Annotated in this window: 20 protein-coding genes; 15 read left to right on the forward strand and 5 right to left on the reverse strand. The window is 69.4% G+C overall.

Annotation, left to right across the window (positions count from 1 at the left end; all coding sequences use genetic code 11):
* Positions 1 to 127: 127 nt before the first annotated feature.
* Positions 128 to 1,426, forward strand: a complete 1,299-nt coding sequence (locus LCN96_RS17270; protein WP_225273679.1) for a helix-turn-helix domain-containing protein — start codon at positions 128 to 130, stop codon at positions 1,424 to 1,426.
* A 26-nt stretch (positions 1,427 to 1,452) separates the two neighbouring features.
* Positions 1,453 to 2,298: a bifunctional diaminohydroxyphosphoribosylaminopyrimidine deaminase/5-amino-6-(5-phosphoribosylamino)uracil reductase RibD gene (ribD, locus tag LCN96_RS17275; protein WP_225273681.1), complete on the forward strand. Its 846-nt coding sequence runs from the start codon at positions 1,453 to 1,455 to the stop codon at positions 2,296 to 2,298.
* Here the strand turns inward: ribD and LCN96_RS17280 are convergent.
* Positions 2,285 to 2,986: a GntR family transcriptional regulator gene (locus LCN96_RS17280; protein WP_225273682.1), complete on the reverse strand. Its 702-nt coding sequence runs from the start codon at positions 2,984 to 2,986 to the stop codon at positions 2,285 to 2,287. The two genes, ribD and LCN96_RS17280, sit on opposite strands and share 14 nt — an antisense overlap.
* 287 nt (positions 2,987 to 3,273) lie before the next feature.
* On the opposite strand from LCN96_RS17280, the gene LCN96_RS17285 reads away from it, so the two are divergent.
* The 10 genes from LCN96_RS17285 to LCN96_RS17330 all read left to right on the forward strand — a co-directional run bounded on the left by LCN96_RS17285 (position 3,274) and on the right by LCN96_RS17330 (position 10,329).
* A complete protein-coding gene (locus tag LCN96_RS17285) occupies positions 3,274 to 3,594 on the forward strand; it encodes a WhiB family transcriptional regulator (protein ID WP_225273683.1) in 321 nt (106 codons plus the stop codon).
* Positions 3,591 to 5,249 carry a hypothetical protein gene (locus LCN96_RS17290; protein WP_225273685.1) on the forward strand — a complete coding sequence of 553 codons (1,659 nt, stop codon included), beginning with the start codon at positions 3,591 to 3,593 and terminating at the stop codon, positions 5,247 to 5,249. The genes LCN96_RS17285 and LCN96_RS17290 overlap by 4 nt, the downstream gene beginning before the upstream one ends.
* Entirely contained in the window at positions 5,249 to 5,677 is a 429-nt protein-coding gene (locus tag LCN96_RS17295; protein ID WP_225273686.1) for a hypothetical protein, read from the forward strand. Before LCN96_RS17290 ends, LCN96_RS17295 begins: the two co-directional genes overlap by 1 nt.
* 161 nt (positions 5,678 to 5,838) lie before the next feature.
* Positions 5,839 to 6,063: a hypothetical protein gene (locus LCN96_RS17300; protein ID WP_225273688.1), complete on the forward strand. Its 225-nt coding sequence runs from the start codon at positions 5,839 to 5,841 to the stop codon at positions 6,061 to 6,063.
* Positions 6,064 to 6,065: 2 nt separating this feature from the next.
* Entirely contained in the window at positions 6,066 to 6,515 is a 450-nt protein-coding gene (locus LCN96_RS17305; protein WP_225273690.1) for a hypothetical protein, read from the forward strand.
* A 14-nt stretch (positions 6,516 to 6,529) separates the two neighbouring features.
* Positions 6,530 to 6,943, forward strand: coding sequence for a hypothetical protein (locus LCN96_RS17310; protein ID WP_225273691.1), 414 nt, complete (start codon positions 6,530 to 6,532; stop codon positions 6,941 to 6,943).
* Entirely contained in the window at positions 6,940 to 7,794 is an 855-nt protein-coding gene (locus LCN96_RS17315) for a hypothetical protein (RefSeq protein ID WP_225273693.1), read from the forward strand. The genes LCN96_RS17310 and LCN96_RS17315 overlap by 4 nt, the downstream gene beginning before the upstream one ends.
* A 44-nt stretch (positions 7,795 to 7,838) precedes the next feature.
* On the forward strand, positions 7,839 to 9,746 hold the full coding sequence (locus LCN96_RS17320; RefSeq protein ID WP_225273695.1) for a hypothetical protein: 1,908 nt from the start codon (positions 7,839 to 7,841) through the stop codon (positions 9,744 to 9,746).
* Complete coding sequence (locus LCN96_RS17325; protein ID WP_225273696.1) at positions 9,743 to 10,042, forward strand: hypothetical protein; 300 nt, start codon at positions 9,743 to 9,745, stop codon at positions 10,040 to 10,042. The genes LCN96_RS17320 and LCN96_RS17325 overlap by 4 nt, the downstream gene beginning before the upstream one ends.
* Before the next feature lie 98 nt (positions 10,043 to 10,140).
* Positions 10,141 to 10,329, forward strand: coding sequence for a helix-turn-helix transcriptional regulator (locus tag LCN96_RS17330; RefSeq protein ID WP_225273698.1), 189 nt, complete (start codon positions 10,141 to 10,143; stop codon positions 10,327 to 10,329).
* Positions 10,330 to 10,510: 181 nt separating this feature from the next.
* On the opposite strand, the gene glnA is transcribed toward LCN96_RS17330, so the two are convergent.
* Both glnA and LCN96_RS17340 read right to left on the reverse strand, forming a co-directional pair.
* The gene (gene glnA, locus LCN96_RS17335) at positions 10,511 to 11,935 is read right to left on the reverse strand and encodes a type I glutamate--ammonia ligase (RefSeq protein WP_311132307.1); all 1,425 of its coding nucleotides are present in this window, start codon (positions 11,933 to 11,935) and stop codon (positions 10,511 to 10,513) included.
* 127 nt (positions 11,936 to 12,062) lie between these two features.
* Positions 12,063 to 13,205 (reverse strand): hypothetical protein, encoded by a 1,143-nt coding sequence (locus LCN96_RS17340; protein WP_225273701.1) that lies wholly within the window; start codon positions 13,203 to 13,205, stop codon positions 12,063 to 12,065.
* Positions 13,206 to 13,281: 76 nt separating this feature from the next.
* On the opposite strand from LCN96_RS17340, the gene LCN96_RS17345 reads away from it, so the two are divergent.
* The 3 genes from LCN96_RS17345 (at position 13,282) to LCN96_RS17355 (ending at position 14,748) form a co-directional block, all read left to right on the forward strand.
* The gene (locus tag LCN96_RS17345; protein ID WP_225273702.1) at positions 13,282 to 13,743 is read left to right on the forward strand and encodes an RDD family protein; all 462 of its coding nucleotides are present in this window, start codon (positions 13,282 to 13,284) and stop codon (positions 13,741 to 13,743) included.
* Positions 13,744 to 13,804: 61 nt separating this feature from the next.
* Entirely contained in the window at positions 13,805 to 14,419 is a 615-nt protein-coding gene (locus LCN96_RS17350; RefSeq protein WP_225273703.1) for a TetR/AcrR family transcriptional regulator, read from the forward strand.
* The gene (locus LCN96_RS17355) at positions 14,416 to 14,748 is read left to right on the forward strand and encodes a hypothetical protein (RefSeq protein WP_225273704.1); all 333 of its coding nucleotides are present in this window, start codon (positions 14,416 to 14,418) and stop codon (positions 14,746 to 14,748) included. The genes LCN96_RS17350 and LCN96_RS17355 overlap by 4 nt, the downstream gene beginning before the upstream one ends.
* Here the strand turns inward: LCN96_RS17355 and LCN96_RS17360 are convergent.
* Complete coding sequence (locus tag LCN96_RS17360; RefSeq protein WP_225273705.1) at positions 14,729 to 15,493, reverse strand: class I SAM-dependent methyltransferase; 765 nt, start codon at positions 15,491 to 15,493, stop codon at positions 14,729 to 14,731. The two genes, LCN96_RS17355 and LCN96_RS17360, sit on opposite strands and share 20 nt — an antisense overlap.
* Positions 15,493 to 16,173: a DUF4191 domain-containing protein gene (locus LCN96_RS17365; protein ID WP_225273706.1), complete on the reverse strand. Its 681-nt coding sequence runs from the start codon at positions 16,171 to 16,173 to the stop codon at positions 15,493 to 15,495. The genes LCN96_RS17360 and LCN96_RS17365 overlap by 1 nt, the downstream gene beginning before the upstream one ends.
* Between the last annotated feature and the right edge of the window lie 8 nt (positions 16,174 to 16,181).

Genomic DNA, 16,181 nt, shown 5'->3' on the forward strand with positions numbered 1-16,181 from the left:
ACGCACCGGGCCGGGGCCGAACCATTTCTGGAGGCGAATCAGGGCCGACAAGCAGGTTGGCCAGCGTGATATGCCTTCTGTCAGCCATGGAATCGCCGACTGGGGCTACCGTGGGAGATGTTGACCGTTGCCCTTCGGTCAGCAGGCAACAGTGGTCAACAGGTCAACACCGTTTCCGACGCGTGGGCAGGCAATGACTAGCTTCGGTGAGAAGATGCGAGCGCTGATGGAGGAGCGCGGCGTCTCATTGCGCAAGCTGGCCACGGCCATCCATTACGACGTCGGATATCTGTCAAAAGTCGCGAATGACCTGAAGCGCCCGTCTCTGCCGCTGGCTCACAAGCTCGATGGGGAGCTGCAAGCTGCTGGCGAACTCGTGGAGTTGGTTCCCGAACGCGCGAATGCTCGAAGCCGGACGAGGGCCGCTACAGTTCCGCCTCACGACGACATGAAGGTGGTGAATCCGCTGGCTCTGCCTGTACCCCTTGAGGACCCGCTGGTGGATCGCCGCATGCAGCGTCTATCTCCGAGTCATACCGAGGAACTGCTTTCGCATGTGGGAGAGCAGTGGCACACGCTGGTTCGGACAGATAACTTGCTGGGCCCGCGGCATGCCCTTGGCGGCGTTTGCACTCAGCTCACGATCTTGACGGCGTTACTTCGCCATGTGCGTCCGCCGCTTCGGGACGGTTCCCTCCGCCTCGCAGCGAAGTACGCCGAGTCCGCGGCATGGCTGTATGAGGATGCTGGCGACCTGACCGCGAGCCGTCTTTGGACGGGGCACGCGATGGAGTGGGCGTTGGAAGCTGGCGACCGTCCGATGGTCGCGTGGACGTTGTTCCGGCGCAGCCAGCAGGCGCAATCGGTTGGCAATGGCGCTCAGGTGGTGAGTCTCGCCGAGGCCGCATGCCGTGAGCAAGGCAACGTCGCTGGTCCCATGTTGGCTGCGATTCTTCAGCAACAGGCACATGGATTGGCGCTGGAGGGAGCTGAGCTGGCATCGCACGACCTGCTTGATCGCGCGCGCGAGTGCGCGATCACGGACGATGCTGGCGACGCTCGGGCTGGCCACGGCTCTTTCTGCACGCCGGCGTACATCGAGATGCAGCGCGGCCGGGTCTGGCTCACTCTCGGGCGTCCCGGGCGGGCAGTGCAGGCGTTCGAGTCCGCGATCACGGATCTGTCGCCGACGTACCAACGGGACCGCGGGCTTGCCCACGCCGGGTTGTCGGTCGCGCTTGCTGCGGAGCGCCAGCCGGAAGCTGCGGCGAGCGCCGCCATTCAAGCGCTTACTGTTGCCCAGGACAGCGGATCGACCAGAATCCTCTCCATGGTCACTTCGGTCGCACCTCAGCTCGCACGCCATGCACATCTGAACCCTGTCGCCGAGTTCCTGGCCGAGCTCGACGCCACGTCTGCGGTCTGATGGCGTCCACAGTAGAGGTCGCAGCGATGCGGCGTGCGATTGCGGTGTCGGCGCTGGGGCTCGGCACGACGAGCCCGAACCCGCCGGTGGGCTGTGTGATCCTCGACGCTGGCGGACGGGTGGTTGGCGAGGGCTTTCACCGTCGCAAGGGTGAGGCGCATGCGGAGGGCAATGCCCTCGCTGCGGCCGGCGCCGCTGCACGCGGCGGGACGGCTGTGGTGACCTTGGAACCCTGCAACCATGTGGGTCGCGCTCCTGCCTGCCGCGCGCTGCTGATCGAGGCTGGGATTGCTCGCGTAGTGGTTGCCGTCATTGACCCTACGTCCCGAGGAGAAGGTGGCGTGGCCGAGCTGCGCCGGGCAGGGGTAGACGTCGAGGTTGGGGTGTTGGCCGACGAGGCCGAGCTGGTGCTGCGTCCCTGGCTGACCGCGCTGGGGCGAGGTACCCCGTTCGTGACCTGGGCGTACAGCGCCGGCGCCGAGGATCACAGCCAGGTTCCTGCTCTCGACGCGCACGGGTACGACGCTGTGGTGGGCCCGGATGGGCAGTTGCGGGAGGGCACACCGGGCGGGCATGGCGACACGTTCGGCCTGCCTGGCGAACTACCGCGGGGCAAGCCGGAGAAGGTGCTGCAGGCCCTATACGCAGCGGGAGTCCGGTCGCTGCTGATGCTCAGTGCAGGTGGACTCGCCGAGCTGTACGCCGATGCAGGTCTGGTTGACGAGATCCTTGTCCACCTGCCCGGCCGCGCGGCCTCCTCGACGGGAGGCGAACTGCCTACCGCAGGCTTCCGTGTCTCAGCCGTTCGTCGTCTGGAAGATCACGTGCTGGTGCGGGCTCAGCGAGAGGATCCGCCGTTCAGGGCGACGTGAGCGGCAGCCGCTGATCCACGATGTGCACCCTTTGCGGGTTGGCCAGCCGGCGCAGCAGTTGAAGAGGCTGGCCAGCCTGGTTGTAGGTAATACGGGTGAGGTCGAGCAGAGGACTGCCGCGACTGACCCGGAACGTCAGTGCCTCCTTCGGGCTGGCCGCACGGACACGGGTCTGCAGCTCTACAAGGGCCGTTGAGCGCTCCACATCGTAGCTGCGGGCGTCGTGCCGCTCCATCGACCAGTACAACTGATCGAGGCACACGAGTTGGCCTTCTATGTCGCCGCGTATCTCGCCGATGATCACTTTTGCCTTGGCCGGAAGACGGAGGATGTGGGAGACCTCCTCAGTCGCGGGCGTGGCAAGACTATTGACGGTTGTTAGATGGCCAGTGATCCCGGCTCGACGGCACGCGGCTGCCCACGCGGTGGGCTCGTCGCGGAAGTCGATGGCCATAGGGATCTGGATGGCGACGGCTGGTCCGAGGACGATCATGCCCTTGTTGGCGACGCGCCAGACCAGTCCCTCCTCCTTGAGGGCCCGCATCGTGTTGGTGATGACCTGTCTGCTGACGCCGTAGGCGCGCATGAGGTCTTCGGTGTGGGGGAGGGGTTCGCCCGGGGGATAGGTGCCGTCGAGGATCTTGGTCCTGAGGTCGGCGAGGACCTCGGGAAACCTCGCGACCGGCACGGGCGGGCTCCTTCGTTGGGCTGTTCTGGCTGGCGTTGATCGTAGTACGGCGACGCGGATGGTGCTTCTCACCTGCGGGCTTGACAGTGATCGTCCGGTGATGCAGCATGGCTATTGCCACGCTGTTTACTAGTAAACACAGCGTAGCAGAGCATGAAAAAGCGGCCCTCCGCTCCACCGGAAAGCCGCACACCACAAGCCCCTGCGGGCCCACACCCGGAACTCCACTTCCAGGCGGGGCCCTAAACACCAGGTCTCTCCACCCTCGTGAAAGGAACCGAGACCCGATGCCCAGCCACATCGTGGCACCGCCGTTCGGCGTTGTCACATCCGACCCCACCCCTGACCTCGACGCGATCCTCACCAGCGACGCCAAGTGCCGCCAGCCCGGCACCGACCCCGACGACTGGTACCCCCTCGACGACAGCCAGGCCCACGACGAGGACTACGCCCGCGGCCTCTGCGCCGGCTGCCCGTTCACCGGCCTGGCCGGCGAGTGCGTGAACCGCGCACGGACGATGCCGTTCGACGCCTGGGGCGTCATCGGCGGCACCACCCCGACCGAGCGCCGCCGCCTCGGCATCGGCTTCTACGAGGTGGCTGCGTGAGACTGCTCGCCCCGAACCCGAACCGCGAGCACGCACGGCTTGAGGCGGAGCGCATCCGCCTGGAGCAGGCGGGGCTTCGCGAAACGGCCCGGCGCAAGCAAGAGCTCGAAGAGGCCGAGCACCGCGCCGCACTGTCCGAGCGGGCGGGCGAGCTGGCCGAGCAGGAGCAGACCCGGATCGTCGCCGAGGCCGACGCCGAGGCCGAGCGCAACCGCGCGAAGTGGCGGAAGCGGCGCGAGGTCTGGACCGAGCGGACCCGGACGGCTGGCCGCCTGCTGGTCATGAGCACGACAAACCTCGGGGTCAACCTCGTCGCTGTCAGCGGTCAGGCGATGGCGTTCCTGCAGCGCGGTCTCCCGCCTGTGTGGGCCATCCTCGCGGCCGGGATCGTCGAGTCCGTCGCCGTGTACGTCTCCTGGCACGCTCACGTGGCGCTGCGGGAGGGTGACGCAGCCTGGACGACCCGGATGACCTCGTACCTGATCGGCGCGGGCGCCGGGTACCTGTCGTACACGCACGTGCAGGACTACCCGGAGCTGTTCGCCGCCTGCTCGCTCGCCTCGCCGTGGCTGTGGTCGATGCACTCTCGGCATCTGCACCGCCAGGACCTTCGGGCCCAGGGGTTGATCGACCCGAGGGCGCCGAAGTTCAGCGTGCTGCGCTGGCTGCTGCACACCAAGGAGACGTTCGCCGCGTTCAAGTGGGCGATCAGCGAGGGCGTGCAGTCGCCGCACGTCGCCGTCGAGGTGGTGCGGACGCGCCGCGCCGTCCGGGCGACGTGGCGGACGGTGGACGAGGCGCAGACGGCGGTGGTCGTCGCGCAGCGGACGCAGTTGGAGCTCGCGCTGACGCAACTCGCCGCCCTGTCGGAGGAGCTGCACGGCGTGGACCCGGACGCGCTGGCGGCCAAGCAGACGATCGCGCAGTTCGTCCACCGCGTCGGCGGCGGCATGTTCCCGATGTACCGTCCGCTGGCCGTGGCCGAGCTTCGTCCGGCGGACGAGCGGACGGACGGGGCGCGGACGGACGGCGCGGACGACAGCCGGACGGACGGCGGCCGGACGGCGGACGAATCGGCCCGCCGCGCGCGCTGGCGGGACGTGCTCATGCGCAGACGGACTGCGGACGAGAACTCCACGGACGAGCAGACGAGCCCGGCGGACGAAGGCCAGACGGACGGCGGACGGACGGCGGACGACGAGCCCGAGCAGAAGCGGACGGACGATGTGGTCAGCAAGTCCCGTCCGGCCGGACGGCGCGGCAAGAAGCGCGCGGACGGACGACGCCTGTCCGGGCGGACGAACGGCGGACGGACGGCGCAGACGGGCGGACGGTCCGCAGGTACTGCGGACGTCGCGGACGTGCTGCCGCTCGGACGGACGATCCTCGCCGACCATCAGCGGGCCGGCGTCCGGCTGACACGCGACCGCCTCGCGGCCGGGGTCAAGGCGGCCGGACAGACGATCAGCAACGAGCGTGCCAGCGCGCTGCTGAGGGCGCTGCAGGCGAACGGCCCGTCCGCCACGGACGGCGCAGACGAGACCGGCTCGTCCGCGCAGACGGAGCGGGCGACTGCCGACGGCCCGTCCGCCACGGACGGCGCGGACGAGAACAGTTCGTCCGCCGACGACAACGACGACAAGGGGACGAACTGATGAGCACCAACCGGACGGACCAGACGACCGAACTCGGCTGCTACCTGCCCATGTGGGACGAGGCCAACGACGAGTTCCACAACGGGTGGCTGACCTACCGGACGGACGACCCGTTCTTCGTCCGCCTGGAGATCGAGGACTGGCCCCTCACGGTGGCTGCGCCTCGGATCGTCCTCCTGGACGGCTTGAACGGTCGGGCCGAGTGCCTGTCGAAGCCGGACCGCACCGCACTGCGGGTCCAGCCGTCCTCGGACGGCGCGTACGTGCTACTCGGGATCACGCAAGGGGACCTGCTCCTGGCGGTGTTCCGCACGCCCGCTGACGTGCTCGCCCGGCACCTAGTCGGCATGCACGAGCTGGTGCCGGAGCAGGAGGAGATGACCTGGATCGACTGGGACACCGTGATCGCCACCCTCATGCAGGCGTGACCGCCCGTGACCAGCCGCCAGGCCGCGCTCACTGCCGATCAGAGGCTCAGACCGCCGTCGCGAGGCGACCCAACGCGCGCGGGTGTACGTGCGCGCACGTGCGCGAGAGCGTACCACGGCCCCGCCAGCCGTAACCGTCCGTGACGATCGGGAGGAGTCACGTGTCCACCAAGCCGACCCGCCGCAAGGCCCGCAAGGCCCGCTTCCACGCCCGCATCGCGGGCGCGCAGACCGCCAAGGAGGCGTTCCACGAGGCCATCCGCTACCTCACGGCCGAACTCGCAGACGTGCACAACGCCGACGAGGCCGAGGGCGATCGGCTCTACACGCACTACGCCGCCGAACTCCGTAGCAGCGGCGACGACGTCAACCGCCAGAGGAGGTGAACATGCGCAGTATCCGCTCCCCGTACCCCGCCGAGTCGCAGCCGAAGGACGAGCAGCCCGACCAGAGCGCCGAGCAGCCCCAGCCCGCCACCGACGAGGGCGAGACGGTCGCCCCAGTCGTGCCCCTGCGCGACGACCAGCCGCCGGCGCCCACCAGGCCCGCCGCACCGCGACTGGACCAGTTCGTCGAGTTCGTCCAGGGCCCGCTGTCGGACTGGATCGCCCGCGAGCGGCCCTCCTACCTGGCCAGCCCGGTCACGTTCGTCCGGGAGCGGTGGTCGCCGCCGTGGCTGCCGGGCGACGTCGGCGCGCTGGTGTGGGCGTGGCGGGTGCTGCTGCTGGCCCGCGCGCTGCTGTACACGGCGTTCTATATCCCCGCCATGACGATCTTCCTGCCCGAGCTGACCACGGCTGCGATCGTCGCCTCGCTCATCCTGTACTTCTTCGCCTGAAAGGACCCCTCACGGTGGACAACCTGCTCGTCGGACTCGGCGGCGTAACCGCCCTGATGCTCGCATTCGGTGTCGGATTCATCTGGAAGAAGACCGCGCCGAAGTTCACCGCCTGGTGGATGCTCGTCGCCGGCGTCGGCCTGATCGGCACGTTCTTCGAGGCCATCGTCCGCGCGGTCACCGGCCGTCTGCACCCCGTCATCCCGGCGATCCTGCTGGGCGTCTGCGCGGCCATCTGGCTCGCGGACGTCTGGGGCAAGTCGAACAAGGTCGGCCGCGCCACCGCGATCGTTGCCACGGTCATCCCCACGTTGCTGGTCGTCAGCGCCATCACGGTCTTCGGCATCAACACCGCCGACCTCGGCCGCGACGCCAAGAAGGCATGGCAGGACACCATGACCGCCGACGTCGAGGGAGGCCGCAGGTGATCACCGTCCTCCTGCTGCTGGCCCTGTCCGGAGTCATCACCGCCGCGCTGGTCAAGCGCCCCGACGCCCGCGCCGCCACCATGGGCGGCCTCCGGGCCGGCACGGCGCAGGCAGAGCTCGAGTTCCGGCGCGGTTTCACCGCCGCGCGCACCCACTACGACCAGGCCCAGAAGTACCTCACCCGCCCGACCGCGTCCGGCGCCCCGCCGGGACCGCGCAACCTCCGCTGGTGGACCTCCCTCGCCTTCGGAATCGTCGGCGGGACCACCGCGGCGGTCGCGGGTGGAACGTACGGACTGCTCAAGGTCCTCGGTGGCGCAGTCCGCATCGGTCGCCAGGCCACTGAGGGTGCCCGTCAGGCCTACCGCGACTACCAGGCCACCCGCGAGATCGAAGAGGCCGAGGTGGTCGAGGCCGCCGTGGAGGAAGCCCCGCAGACCGAGGAGGAAGCACCCGAGGAGACGCCCGAACTGTTGGCACCCGCCGACCATCCGCCCACTGACAAGCCCGTCACCGACCTGACCATGTACGACACGCCCGAAGGGACCACCGTGAACGCCGAATTTGTTTCATTCCCCCAGCTCAGGCACGACCACGCGACCGCCAGCACAGACATGACGCAGGTGGCCGCAGCCATCGACGGCCAGATGGGTGGCCTGGCGGCGAAGCGTATGGGTCGCGGCGCGCTCATCGCGGCGCTGATGGCTGCGCACGAGACCGCGACCCAGCTTGCCGCCCAGCACGCGGAGATCGCGGCCCTGGCCGCCGCGCAGTCCTCCGTGGCCGAGGCTCACGCGGCGGTCGGCGGCGTGGACAACGTGGCCGACAAGGAGGCGTACGCGGAGGGCTGACGTCCGCAGCACGCCCAGCACCACCCACGCGAAAGGAGCTCCCGTTGTCCAAGGTCAGCAAGCAGAAGCCGAACGATGAGGTCGCCCGCACGGTGAGGCGGGTCGCGTTCCGTCAGCGATACCGCATGGTGATGGCGGCTCCGTTCGCGTGGCTAATAGCGCTACCGCTATCAGCCGGGATCTACCTGCTGCCGGTCCACCCGGCCGTGGCCGTCCTCATCGCGGCGGCCACGGCCGTGGTCCCGGTCCGGAAGGCAGTCCAGGCCCGCCAGAACGTCGCCGCCGCGGCGTTCGGCGCGGCCTGGCTCATCGCCACTGCCCCGATCGGCCCCACCGGATTGGTGGTCGAGGTCGGGGTGGCCGGCTGGCTGACGTTCGCGCTGCTGCACTGGCGGCGGCACCGCCGCCTGCCCCTGCCCGGCCGCGCGCCGGTGGTCGAGGAGGAGCCGCTGATCACCGTCGAGCAGGTCGCGCTCGACCCCGAGGTGGCGCGGATCATCGCGCGGTTCAACGAGCGCCTGGCCGCCAAGGGCAAGGCTCTGGACGGCATGACGCTGACGACGCCGAAGCGGATCGACGCCGGGTACCGCGCAGAGATCCGGGCGGTGCCCGGCGAGAAGGAGACCAAGGACATCATGCAGGCGGCCGGAAAGGTCGCCTCCGCGTTCCAGACCTCGACGCAGCTCGCCGTCCTGGAGCCGTCGCCCTCGGGCGACAACTCCCGCGCCCTGTTCACCCTGCTGCAGGATGACACGCTGGCGCAGGTACGCCGGTTCGAGGACGTCCAGCCCCGCATCGGCGCAGACGGCCGCGCGCACATCGGCTACTTCTACGACCTCGCCCCGGCCCACTGGGCGTTCTTCACAGAGTCCGGCGGCATGCGGCACGGCATCATCGTCGGCGACTCCGAAGCGGGCAAGTCCCGCTCAGTGGAGACGCTGCTCGGTCTGGCCCACCAGTCTGACAAGGTCGCCACCGTGCTGCTCGACCCGCAGGGGGGCTCCATGCCCGACTGGAACGACCGCACCCACCGCTGCGCTCTCGGCGAGGACGACTGCGCGGACGAGCTGGAGCTGTGGCACTGGGTGATGCGCCGCCGCGTGCGCCATCTTGCGCGGATTCCATGGGTGGATGAGGACGGCGACGAGCGGATCGGCAAGACGCACCTGGTGCCCGGTGACTCCGACGCGGGCGGCATGACGGGGATCTTCTTCGTCCTGGAGGAGGCGCCGGAACTGCTGACGCACGACGTGCACGGCAAGAAGGCCGTGGCCACGCTCGCGTCCGGCGCGAAGACCTGGCGTAAGGGCGGCGGCGGGATCGTCTTGGTTGCGCAGGACCCGAACATGACCGAGCTGGGCGGGTCGGTGACGCTGCGGGCGCAGCTCCGCAAGAACGCGTGCGCGCTGCGGACGCAGACGCCCGGCGCGGCCTACCAGATGGGGCTCCCGCAGGACCCGTCGCTGCTCCCGGCGACATTCAAGAACGGGAAGCTGACGCAGGGCCTTGCCTACCTGTCCGGAATCGACCGGCGGGCCGCGCTGATGCGGTGGCTGTACACCGAGAAGCCGAAGTACATCGCCCGCCAGCCCGCCGCCGGCCAGATCGACGACCTGACGATGGGCTGGATCGAGGAGTACACCCGCGCGAAGAAGGACGGGCGCGAGCCGCGCGCGGGCAAGCGCGCCGCCGCGGGGGACGAGCCGCGTTCGACGCCGGGTGACGTGAAGGCCGCGATCATCGACGTGCTCGCCGACGCGGACGGCCTGGCTCTGGAGCTGGGGGAGCTGCTGCACCTGGTGCTCAAGCGGCGGGTGACGGCACCACCGAGCGAGATCCACACGCAGCTCAAGCGGCTCGTGAAGGACGGGCGGGTGTGGCTGGTCGGCAAGGACGGGGGAGAGGCGTACGCCCTTCCTGAGGAGATTCTGGAGCGTCTGGAGACCCGATGAGGATGCTCTCTCGGATGGAGTTGGTGGCGGCGTGGCTGGCGGTCGTCTGGGCGGCCGCGCCGCTGGCGCCGGTGGCCGGCTCGGGTCTGGCGGTGACGGTGCCGCTCGTCGTCGTCGCGGTCGGCGCGGTACTCGAGGAGCTGGAGCGGCACGGGGCGGGCGCGGTCGGCATCGTGCTGACGGCTGTCGCGGTGTGGATGCTGGCGGTCGCGACGTGGGGTGTGCTCGGCGGGAGCGCGCTGGTGCTGTCCGCTGCCGTGGCTCTCGTGGTCGGTGGGGCTGCACAGGCCGACTAGCAGCGATGACGTACTTGACACGTCAGATTGATCGAAACGCGTCAAATGCGTCATAATGGACGCGGATGGGAATGAACGGGAAGCGTGCGGAGGGCCCGATGGCAGAGGTGCACCTGACTACGGACGATCTGGCGACGCGGTTCAGCGTGCCGAAGAAGACGATCTACAAGATGAACTCGGACGGGACGGGCCCTAAGTACATGCGGATCGGCAAGTATGTCCGGTATCGGGAGGCCGACGTGAGAGCTTGGGAGGACGCGCAGTACGCGCAACCGGGGGCCGCTTGACCGGCACTCCCTTCCACGTGCAGAAACGGCCCGGCATCGTGATTCGATGCCGGGCCGTTCTGTTCGGTCTCTGTTCGGTCAGACGATGAGAAGGGACAGGAAGCAACGAGCAAGGACGAGAACGTTCTCCCAGCTCAGCGTCCGTTCCTTGGAAGATCGCCGAGGCCAGAAAACCCCGCCGTCACACGTCGTAGTACAGCTCGAACTCGTGCGGGTGCGGCCGCAGCCGGATCGGGTCGACCTCGTTCTCCCGCTTGTAGGCGATCCACGTCTCGATCAGGTCGGGCGTGAACACGCCGCCTTCGAGCAGGTAGTCGTGGTCGGCCTCCAGCGCGGCGAGCACGTCGGTGAGCGAGCCCGGCACCTGCGGGATGTTGCGGGCCTCCTCGGGCGGCAGCTCGTAGAGGTCCTTGTCGACCGGCTCCGGCGGCTCGATCTTGTTGCGGATGCCGTCGATGCCCGCCATCAGCATCGCGGAGAAGGCGAAGTACGGGTTGCACGACGGGTCCGGCACCCGGAACTCGATGCGCTTGGCCTTCGGGTTGGAGCCCGTGATCGGGATGCGCACGCAGGCCGAGCGGTTGCGCTGCGAGTAGACCAGGTTGACCGGGGCCTCGTAGCCCGGCACCAGCCGGTGGTAGGAGTTGACCGTCGGGTTGGTGAAGGCCAGCAGCGACGGCGCGTGCTTGAGCAGGCCGCCGATGTAGTAGCGGGCGGTGTCGGACAGGCCCGCGTAGCCGACCTCGTCGTAGAAGAGCGGCGAGCCGTCCTTCCACAGCGACTGATGGCAGTGCATGCCGGAGCCGTTGTCACCGAAGATCGGCTTGGGCATGAACGTGACCGTGTGGCCGTACTCCAGGGCCGTGCTCTTGATCACGTACTTGTAGAGCATGAGGTTGTCGGCGGTCTTGAGCAGCGTGCCGAACTTGAAGTCGATCTCCGCCTGACCGGCCGTGCCGACCTCGTGGTGCTGCATCTCGACCTCGATGCCAGCCTCGATGAGGTTGCGCACCATCTCCGAGCGCAGGTCGGTGAAGTGGTCCATCGGCGGGACGGGGAAGTAGCCGCCCTTGTAGCGCGGCTTGTAGCCCAGGTTGCCGCCCTCGGTCGCCTTGCCGGTGTTCCAGGCGCCCTCGATGGAGTCGATGTAGTAGTAGCCGGCGTTCTGCTTCGTCTCGAAGCGCACGTCGTCGAAGATGTAGAACTCGGCCTCAGGGCCGAAGTACACCGTGTCGGCGATGCCCGTGCCCTTGAGGTACTCCTCCGCCTTGCGGGCGACGTTGCGCGGGTCGCGGCTGTAGGCCTCGCCGGTCAGCGGGTCGTGCACGAAGAAGTTCAGGTTCAGCGTCTTGTGCTGGCGGAACGGGTCCACCACGGCGCTGGACGGGTCTGGCAGCAGCAGCATGTCGGACTCGTGGATCTGCTGGAAGCCGCGGATCGACGAGCCGTCGAACATGAGCCCATCGGTGAAGACGCTGGCGCCGAAGTTCTCTGCCGGGAAGGTGAAGTGGTGCGTCGTCCCCGGCAGGTCGGTGAACCTGACATCGACGAACTGCACCCCTTCGTCACTGATGAACTTCAGGACGTCGTCGGCGGAGTTGAACACTCTCGAACCTCCCTGGGGACTGGCCATCATTGCGACGCTAGGGCGTGGCCGTTTCCGTATGGTGTCTCGATTGTTTCGCACGTGTTACGCAGGGTCAGGCTGATGCAAAGGTGTGCCGGGGTGTTGTTCACGTGCCTGCGGAGGTGCGGCATTCGCCCTTGCCCTCGGGCGCGTCCAGGTCGTACGGGTCCACCGCGGGCCCGCCTCGCGGGACCTCCGCGTCCGGTACGGAGTCGGCGTAGTAGGGGTGGATGTAGGCGTCCTTGACGTCGCATCGGGCGGGCGCCGCGCTTCCGCCCCACCTCTCGATCCAGGTCACCAGCGCTCCCGCCTCGCGGTACAGCAGCACCGTGCCGCGCTCGTGCGTGGCCAGCCTGATGACCGTCCGCGGCTGCCCGGGCCGCTGGACGGCGTGCACGACGATGTAGTTGATCTCCAGCTTGGCGCCGCTGTACCCGTTCTTCCTGAACGACGCCAGCTTCGTCCTGCCGTGCACCTTGATCACGTCGCTGGCCTGCTCGGCGGTCTTCGGCGCGAAGCTCGTCACCCATCCGCGCGTGCTCTTGCGCCCGCCCCGGTTCAGGTGCTTCTTGAACCAGGACCGCTCCTCGGGGTGCAGCAGCTTCATGAACGCCTTCGGCTCGCCGCCCATGAGCGTCTCGCGGTCGAGGTGCGCCGCGGCCAGCAGCTTGCGCGTGCGCTCCATCCCCGCGGCCACGTCCTTCTTCGACAGCCCGCCGATCGCCTTGGCCTCGGGCATCGCGAACCCGGCGATGCCTTCGGCCCACCCCTCCGCCGGCGACCCCGCGAAGGGCCCCTGCGGATCGGGCTGCACCGGCTGCGTCTCCTCGGGGACCGGGCCGCCGCCCGCCGGGGCCGCGGCGCTCTGCGACGCCAGGGGAGCCGCGACCGGCATCGTCTCCTCCGGCACCGCCCCCTCGGGCACGAGCAGGTCGGGACGCAGCGCGACGACGGCGCTCGCCGCCGCCAGCACCGCCGTGAGCCCGGCCAGCACCAGCCACGCCCGCCCCATCCTGCGCCGGCGCTCGGGCGCGGCCGGGGTGGCGTCCCACACGGTACTGTCCCAGCCGGGGCGCTCCCATCCGGCGCGGTCCCCGTCGCGGCCTAAGCGCCCGGCGTCCCCGCCCCTGGCCCGCCGTGACTCCTTGGCGCCCTTCTTCGCCGCCGCGCGCATCTTGCGGCGCTGCTCGGCGTCTATCTGCGCGACCAGCTCGTTGAAGCGCTGGTCGAGATCATCCCCGTTCGGCATGGCGTACATGATGGCCGGTCCGCGACGCGGTTGGGTCACAATCAGGACCGGCCCACCGGGCGGCTACCGTGGAGGCATGAGCAGCAAGCAGCCCCGGTGGACACAGACCTGGCTGGGCGGGGTCAGGTCCGCCGGCGTCGATCTCGGATATCCGGGCCAGCGCCTGGGTCTGCCGGAGGAGGGCAGCGGGTCGATCGCGGGGTGGGGGCGCCGGATCGGCGCGCTCGTCATCGACTGGATGATCTGCACCTGGGTGGTCGTGCAGCTGCTGCTCAGGACGAACCCGGCCGAGTCGCCGTGGGCGCCGGTGCTGGTCTTCGCGCTGCAGTACCTGGTGCTGGTCGGGTGGATGGGCCAGACGTTCGGGCACCGGCTGATGGGGGTCAGGGTCGCCGCGATGGACGGCGGCGATCCGCGGCTGCTGCCGGTCGCGGTGCGCACGGTGCTGCTGGCGCTGCTCGTGCCCGCCCTGATCTGGGACCGCGACCACCGCGGCATCCACGACCGCGCGTCCAACACCATGGTCGTCCGCATGTAGCCGATCGGCGAAAAACCGTACCGGGTTCAGATTTGTACCCGGTACGGTTTATGCTGTCCGCATGATGGCGGGGCTCAGGGAGCGCAAGAAGGAGGAGACCCGGCGGCGGATCTCCGAGGTGGCGCTGCGGCTGTTCGACGAGCGCGGCTACGACGCCGTGACGGTCAACGAGGTCGCCGAGGCGGCCGGGGTCGCCAAGGTCACTCTGTTCGCCTACTTCCCGAGCAAGGACTGCCTGGTCCTCGACGCGGTCAAGGACGACACGGCCGCGCTCGTGGCGGGACGCGCCGAAGGGCAGTCGCCGCTCGGCGCCCTGCGCGCCCACTACCGCGGCATGGCCGCGCGGGGCACCGGCGAGGTGGACGTCGAGGGGCTGATGACCAGGATCCGGGTGATCTCCTCCAGCCCGGCGCTGCTGGCCGGGGTCCACCAGACGAACATGGCGCAGCGCCACGAGCTGGCCGCCGCGCTCGCCGGGGCGGGGGCCGGCCGGGCGGCGACGCTCCTGGCCGCGCAGGTCACGGCCGCCATCACCACGCTGCAGGAGTCGTTCTTCCACCGGCTGTCCACGGGGGTGCCGCTGGAGGAGGCGGGGCGGCTCCTGGGGGAGGAGGTCGAGCTGGCGTTCGACCTCCTGGAACACGGCTTCTCATCCATCGAGGGAGACGATTCGTGAAGAAGGGCATCAACTACGACACGGGGTTCCTGCCTGAGGGCGGCAGCTCCCGTAAGGTCTTCGAGGCCGAGACCGTCGCCCGCGAGATGCGGGTCATCGCCGACGAGCTGCACTGCCAGGTCGTGCGCGTCTCCGGCCGCGACCCCGAGCTGCTCGACCTCTTCGAGCGGGAGGGGGTCGAGACCGCGCTCTGGTTCACCTTCGCCGGCTACACCCGGCTCGGCGAGGCCGACCTCGGCTCGTACGGCGTCGTCAGGATGCTGGACGAGACGCGCTGGGAGCCCAAGGAGGTCTTCCACGCCATGGCGGCTAGGTACGCGCGCAGCTGAAGACGGCCGTGCCGGGCAGGTGACGGCCGCGCAGGGGGCTCCAGCCGCCCCACACCCCCTCGTGCCCCTCGGGCCATTCGGGCTCCAGCAGCCCGGTGATCGTCAGCCCGGAGGCCACCAGCAGGTTCACCCAGTCGGCCATCGTGCGGTGGTGCTCGACGTAGGTGAGCACGCCGTGCTCGTCGCGCTCCTCGTACGGGCTGCGGTCGAAGTACGACCGGTCGGACGTCAGCCCCCTGGGCCCCGGATCGTCGGGGAAGGCCCACCGCACGGGATGGCTCACGGAGAACACGAACAGCCCGCCCGGCCGCAGCACCCTGCGCACCTCGCGGAAGACAGCCGCGGGATCGGCCACGAACGGCAGCGCCCCGTACGCGGAGCAGGCCACGTCGAAGGAGCCGCCGGCGAACGGCAGCGCCTCCGCGTCGGCCTGCACCACCGGCACGCGGGCACCGGTGCCGAGATCGATGCGCTGGGAGTGGCGGAGCTGGCGGTGCGAGATGTCGAACGCCGCCACCCGCGCGCCCTGCCCCGCGAGCCAGCGCGCGCACTGGGCGGCGCCGCAGCCGATCTCCAGCACCTGCCGCCCGCGCACCTCGCCGAGCAGGCGCGCGTCGGCCTCGTCGAGGCCCTCCGGGCCCCAGACGAAGCCGTCGTCACGCAGGAACGAGCCGTGCTCGACCTGGTAGTCGTCGGCGTTGCCGTCCCACCAGCCGCGGTTGGCCCGCGACGAAGGCGACAGCACTAGCGCATCTTGGGGCCGCGCGGCATGCGGGCGCCCTTGGGCATCGGGCCCTTGGGCATCGGCATGTTGCGCGGCAGCGAGCGCAGGCGGTCCTTGACCTCGTTGACCGACGGCTTCTTCAGGTTGCGCGGCAGCTTCATCAGGTGCCGCTGCAGCTTGCCGAGCGGCACCTGGCCCTCGCCGTCGCCGCACTGCACGTCGTAGATCTCGACGCCCAGCACCACCCGCGAGATGCGCTGCTTCTCGGCCTTCAGCATCTTGGCCACCCGGTTGCCCGGGCCCTCGGACACCAGCACGACGCCCGGGTAGCCGACCACCAGGTGCACGAGGTCCTGGTCGCGGTTGACCGCGATGGCGGGGGTGACCTGCCAGTTGCCGCGCATGCCCTGCAGCACGGCCGCAGCCGCGCCGGTCTGGCCGTGCAGGATCGAATACTGCGCGCGCTGCGCGAGCTGGCCGAACACCACCAGGCCGACGGTGAGCGCGGCCAGGATGCCGATGAACACCGAATACCACAGGTAGCCCGTGACCAGACCGATCACGACGACCACAGCCAGCGTGCCCACCGCCGAAAGGAAGACGATCGGCATCCCCTTGGGATTGGCCTGCTTGATGATCTGCGCGATCATGCGGAGCTGCTTGATGCGCCCCGGCTTCTCTGAGTCCTCGGACTTTGCCATGCTCAGAA

Source organism: Nonomuraea gerenzanensis, assembly GCF_020215645.1.
Lineage (GTDB): Bacteria > Actinomycetota > Actinomycetes > Streptosporangiales > Streptosporangiaceae > Nonomuraea > Nonomuraea gerenzanensis.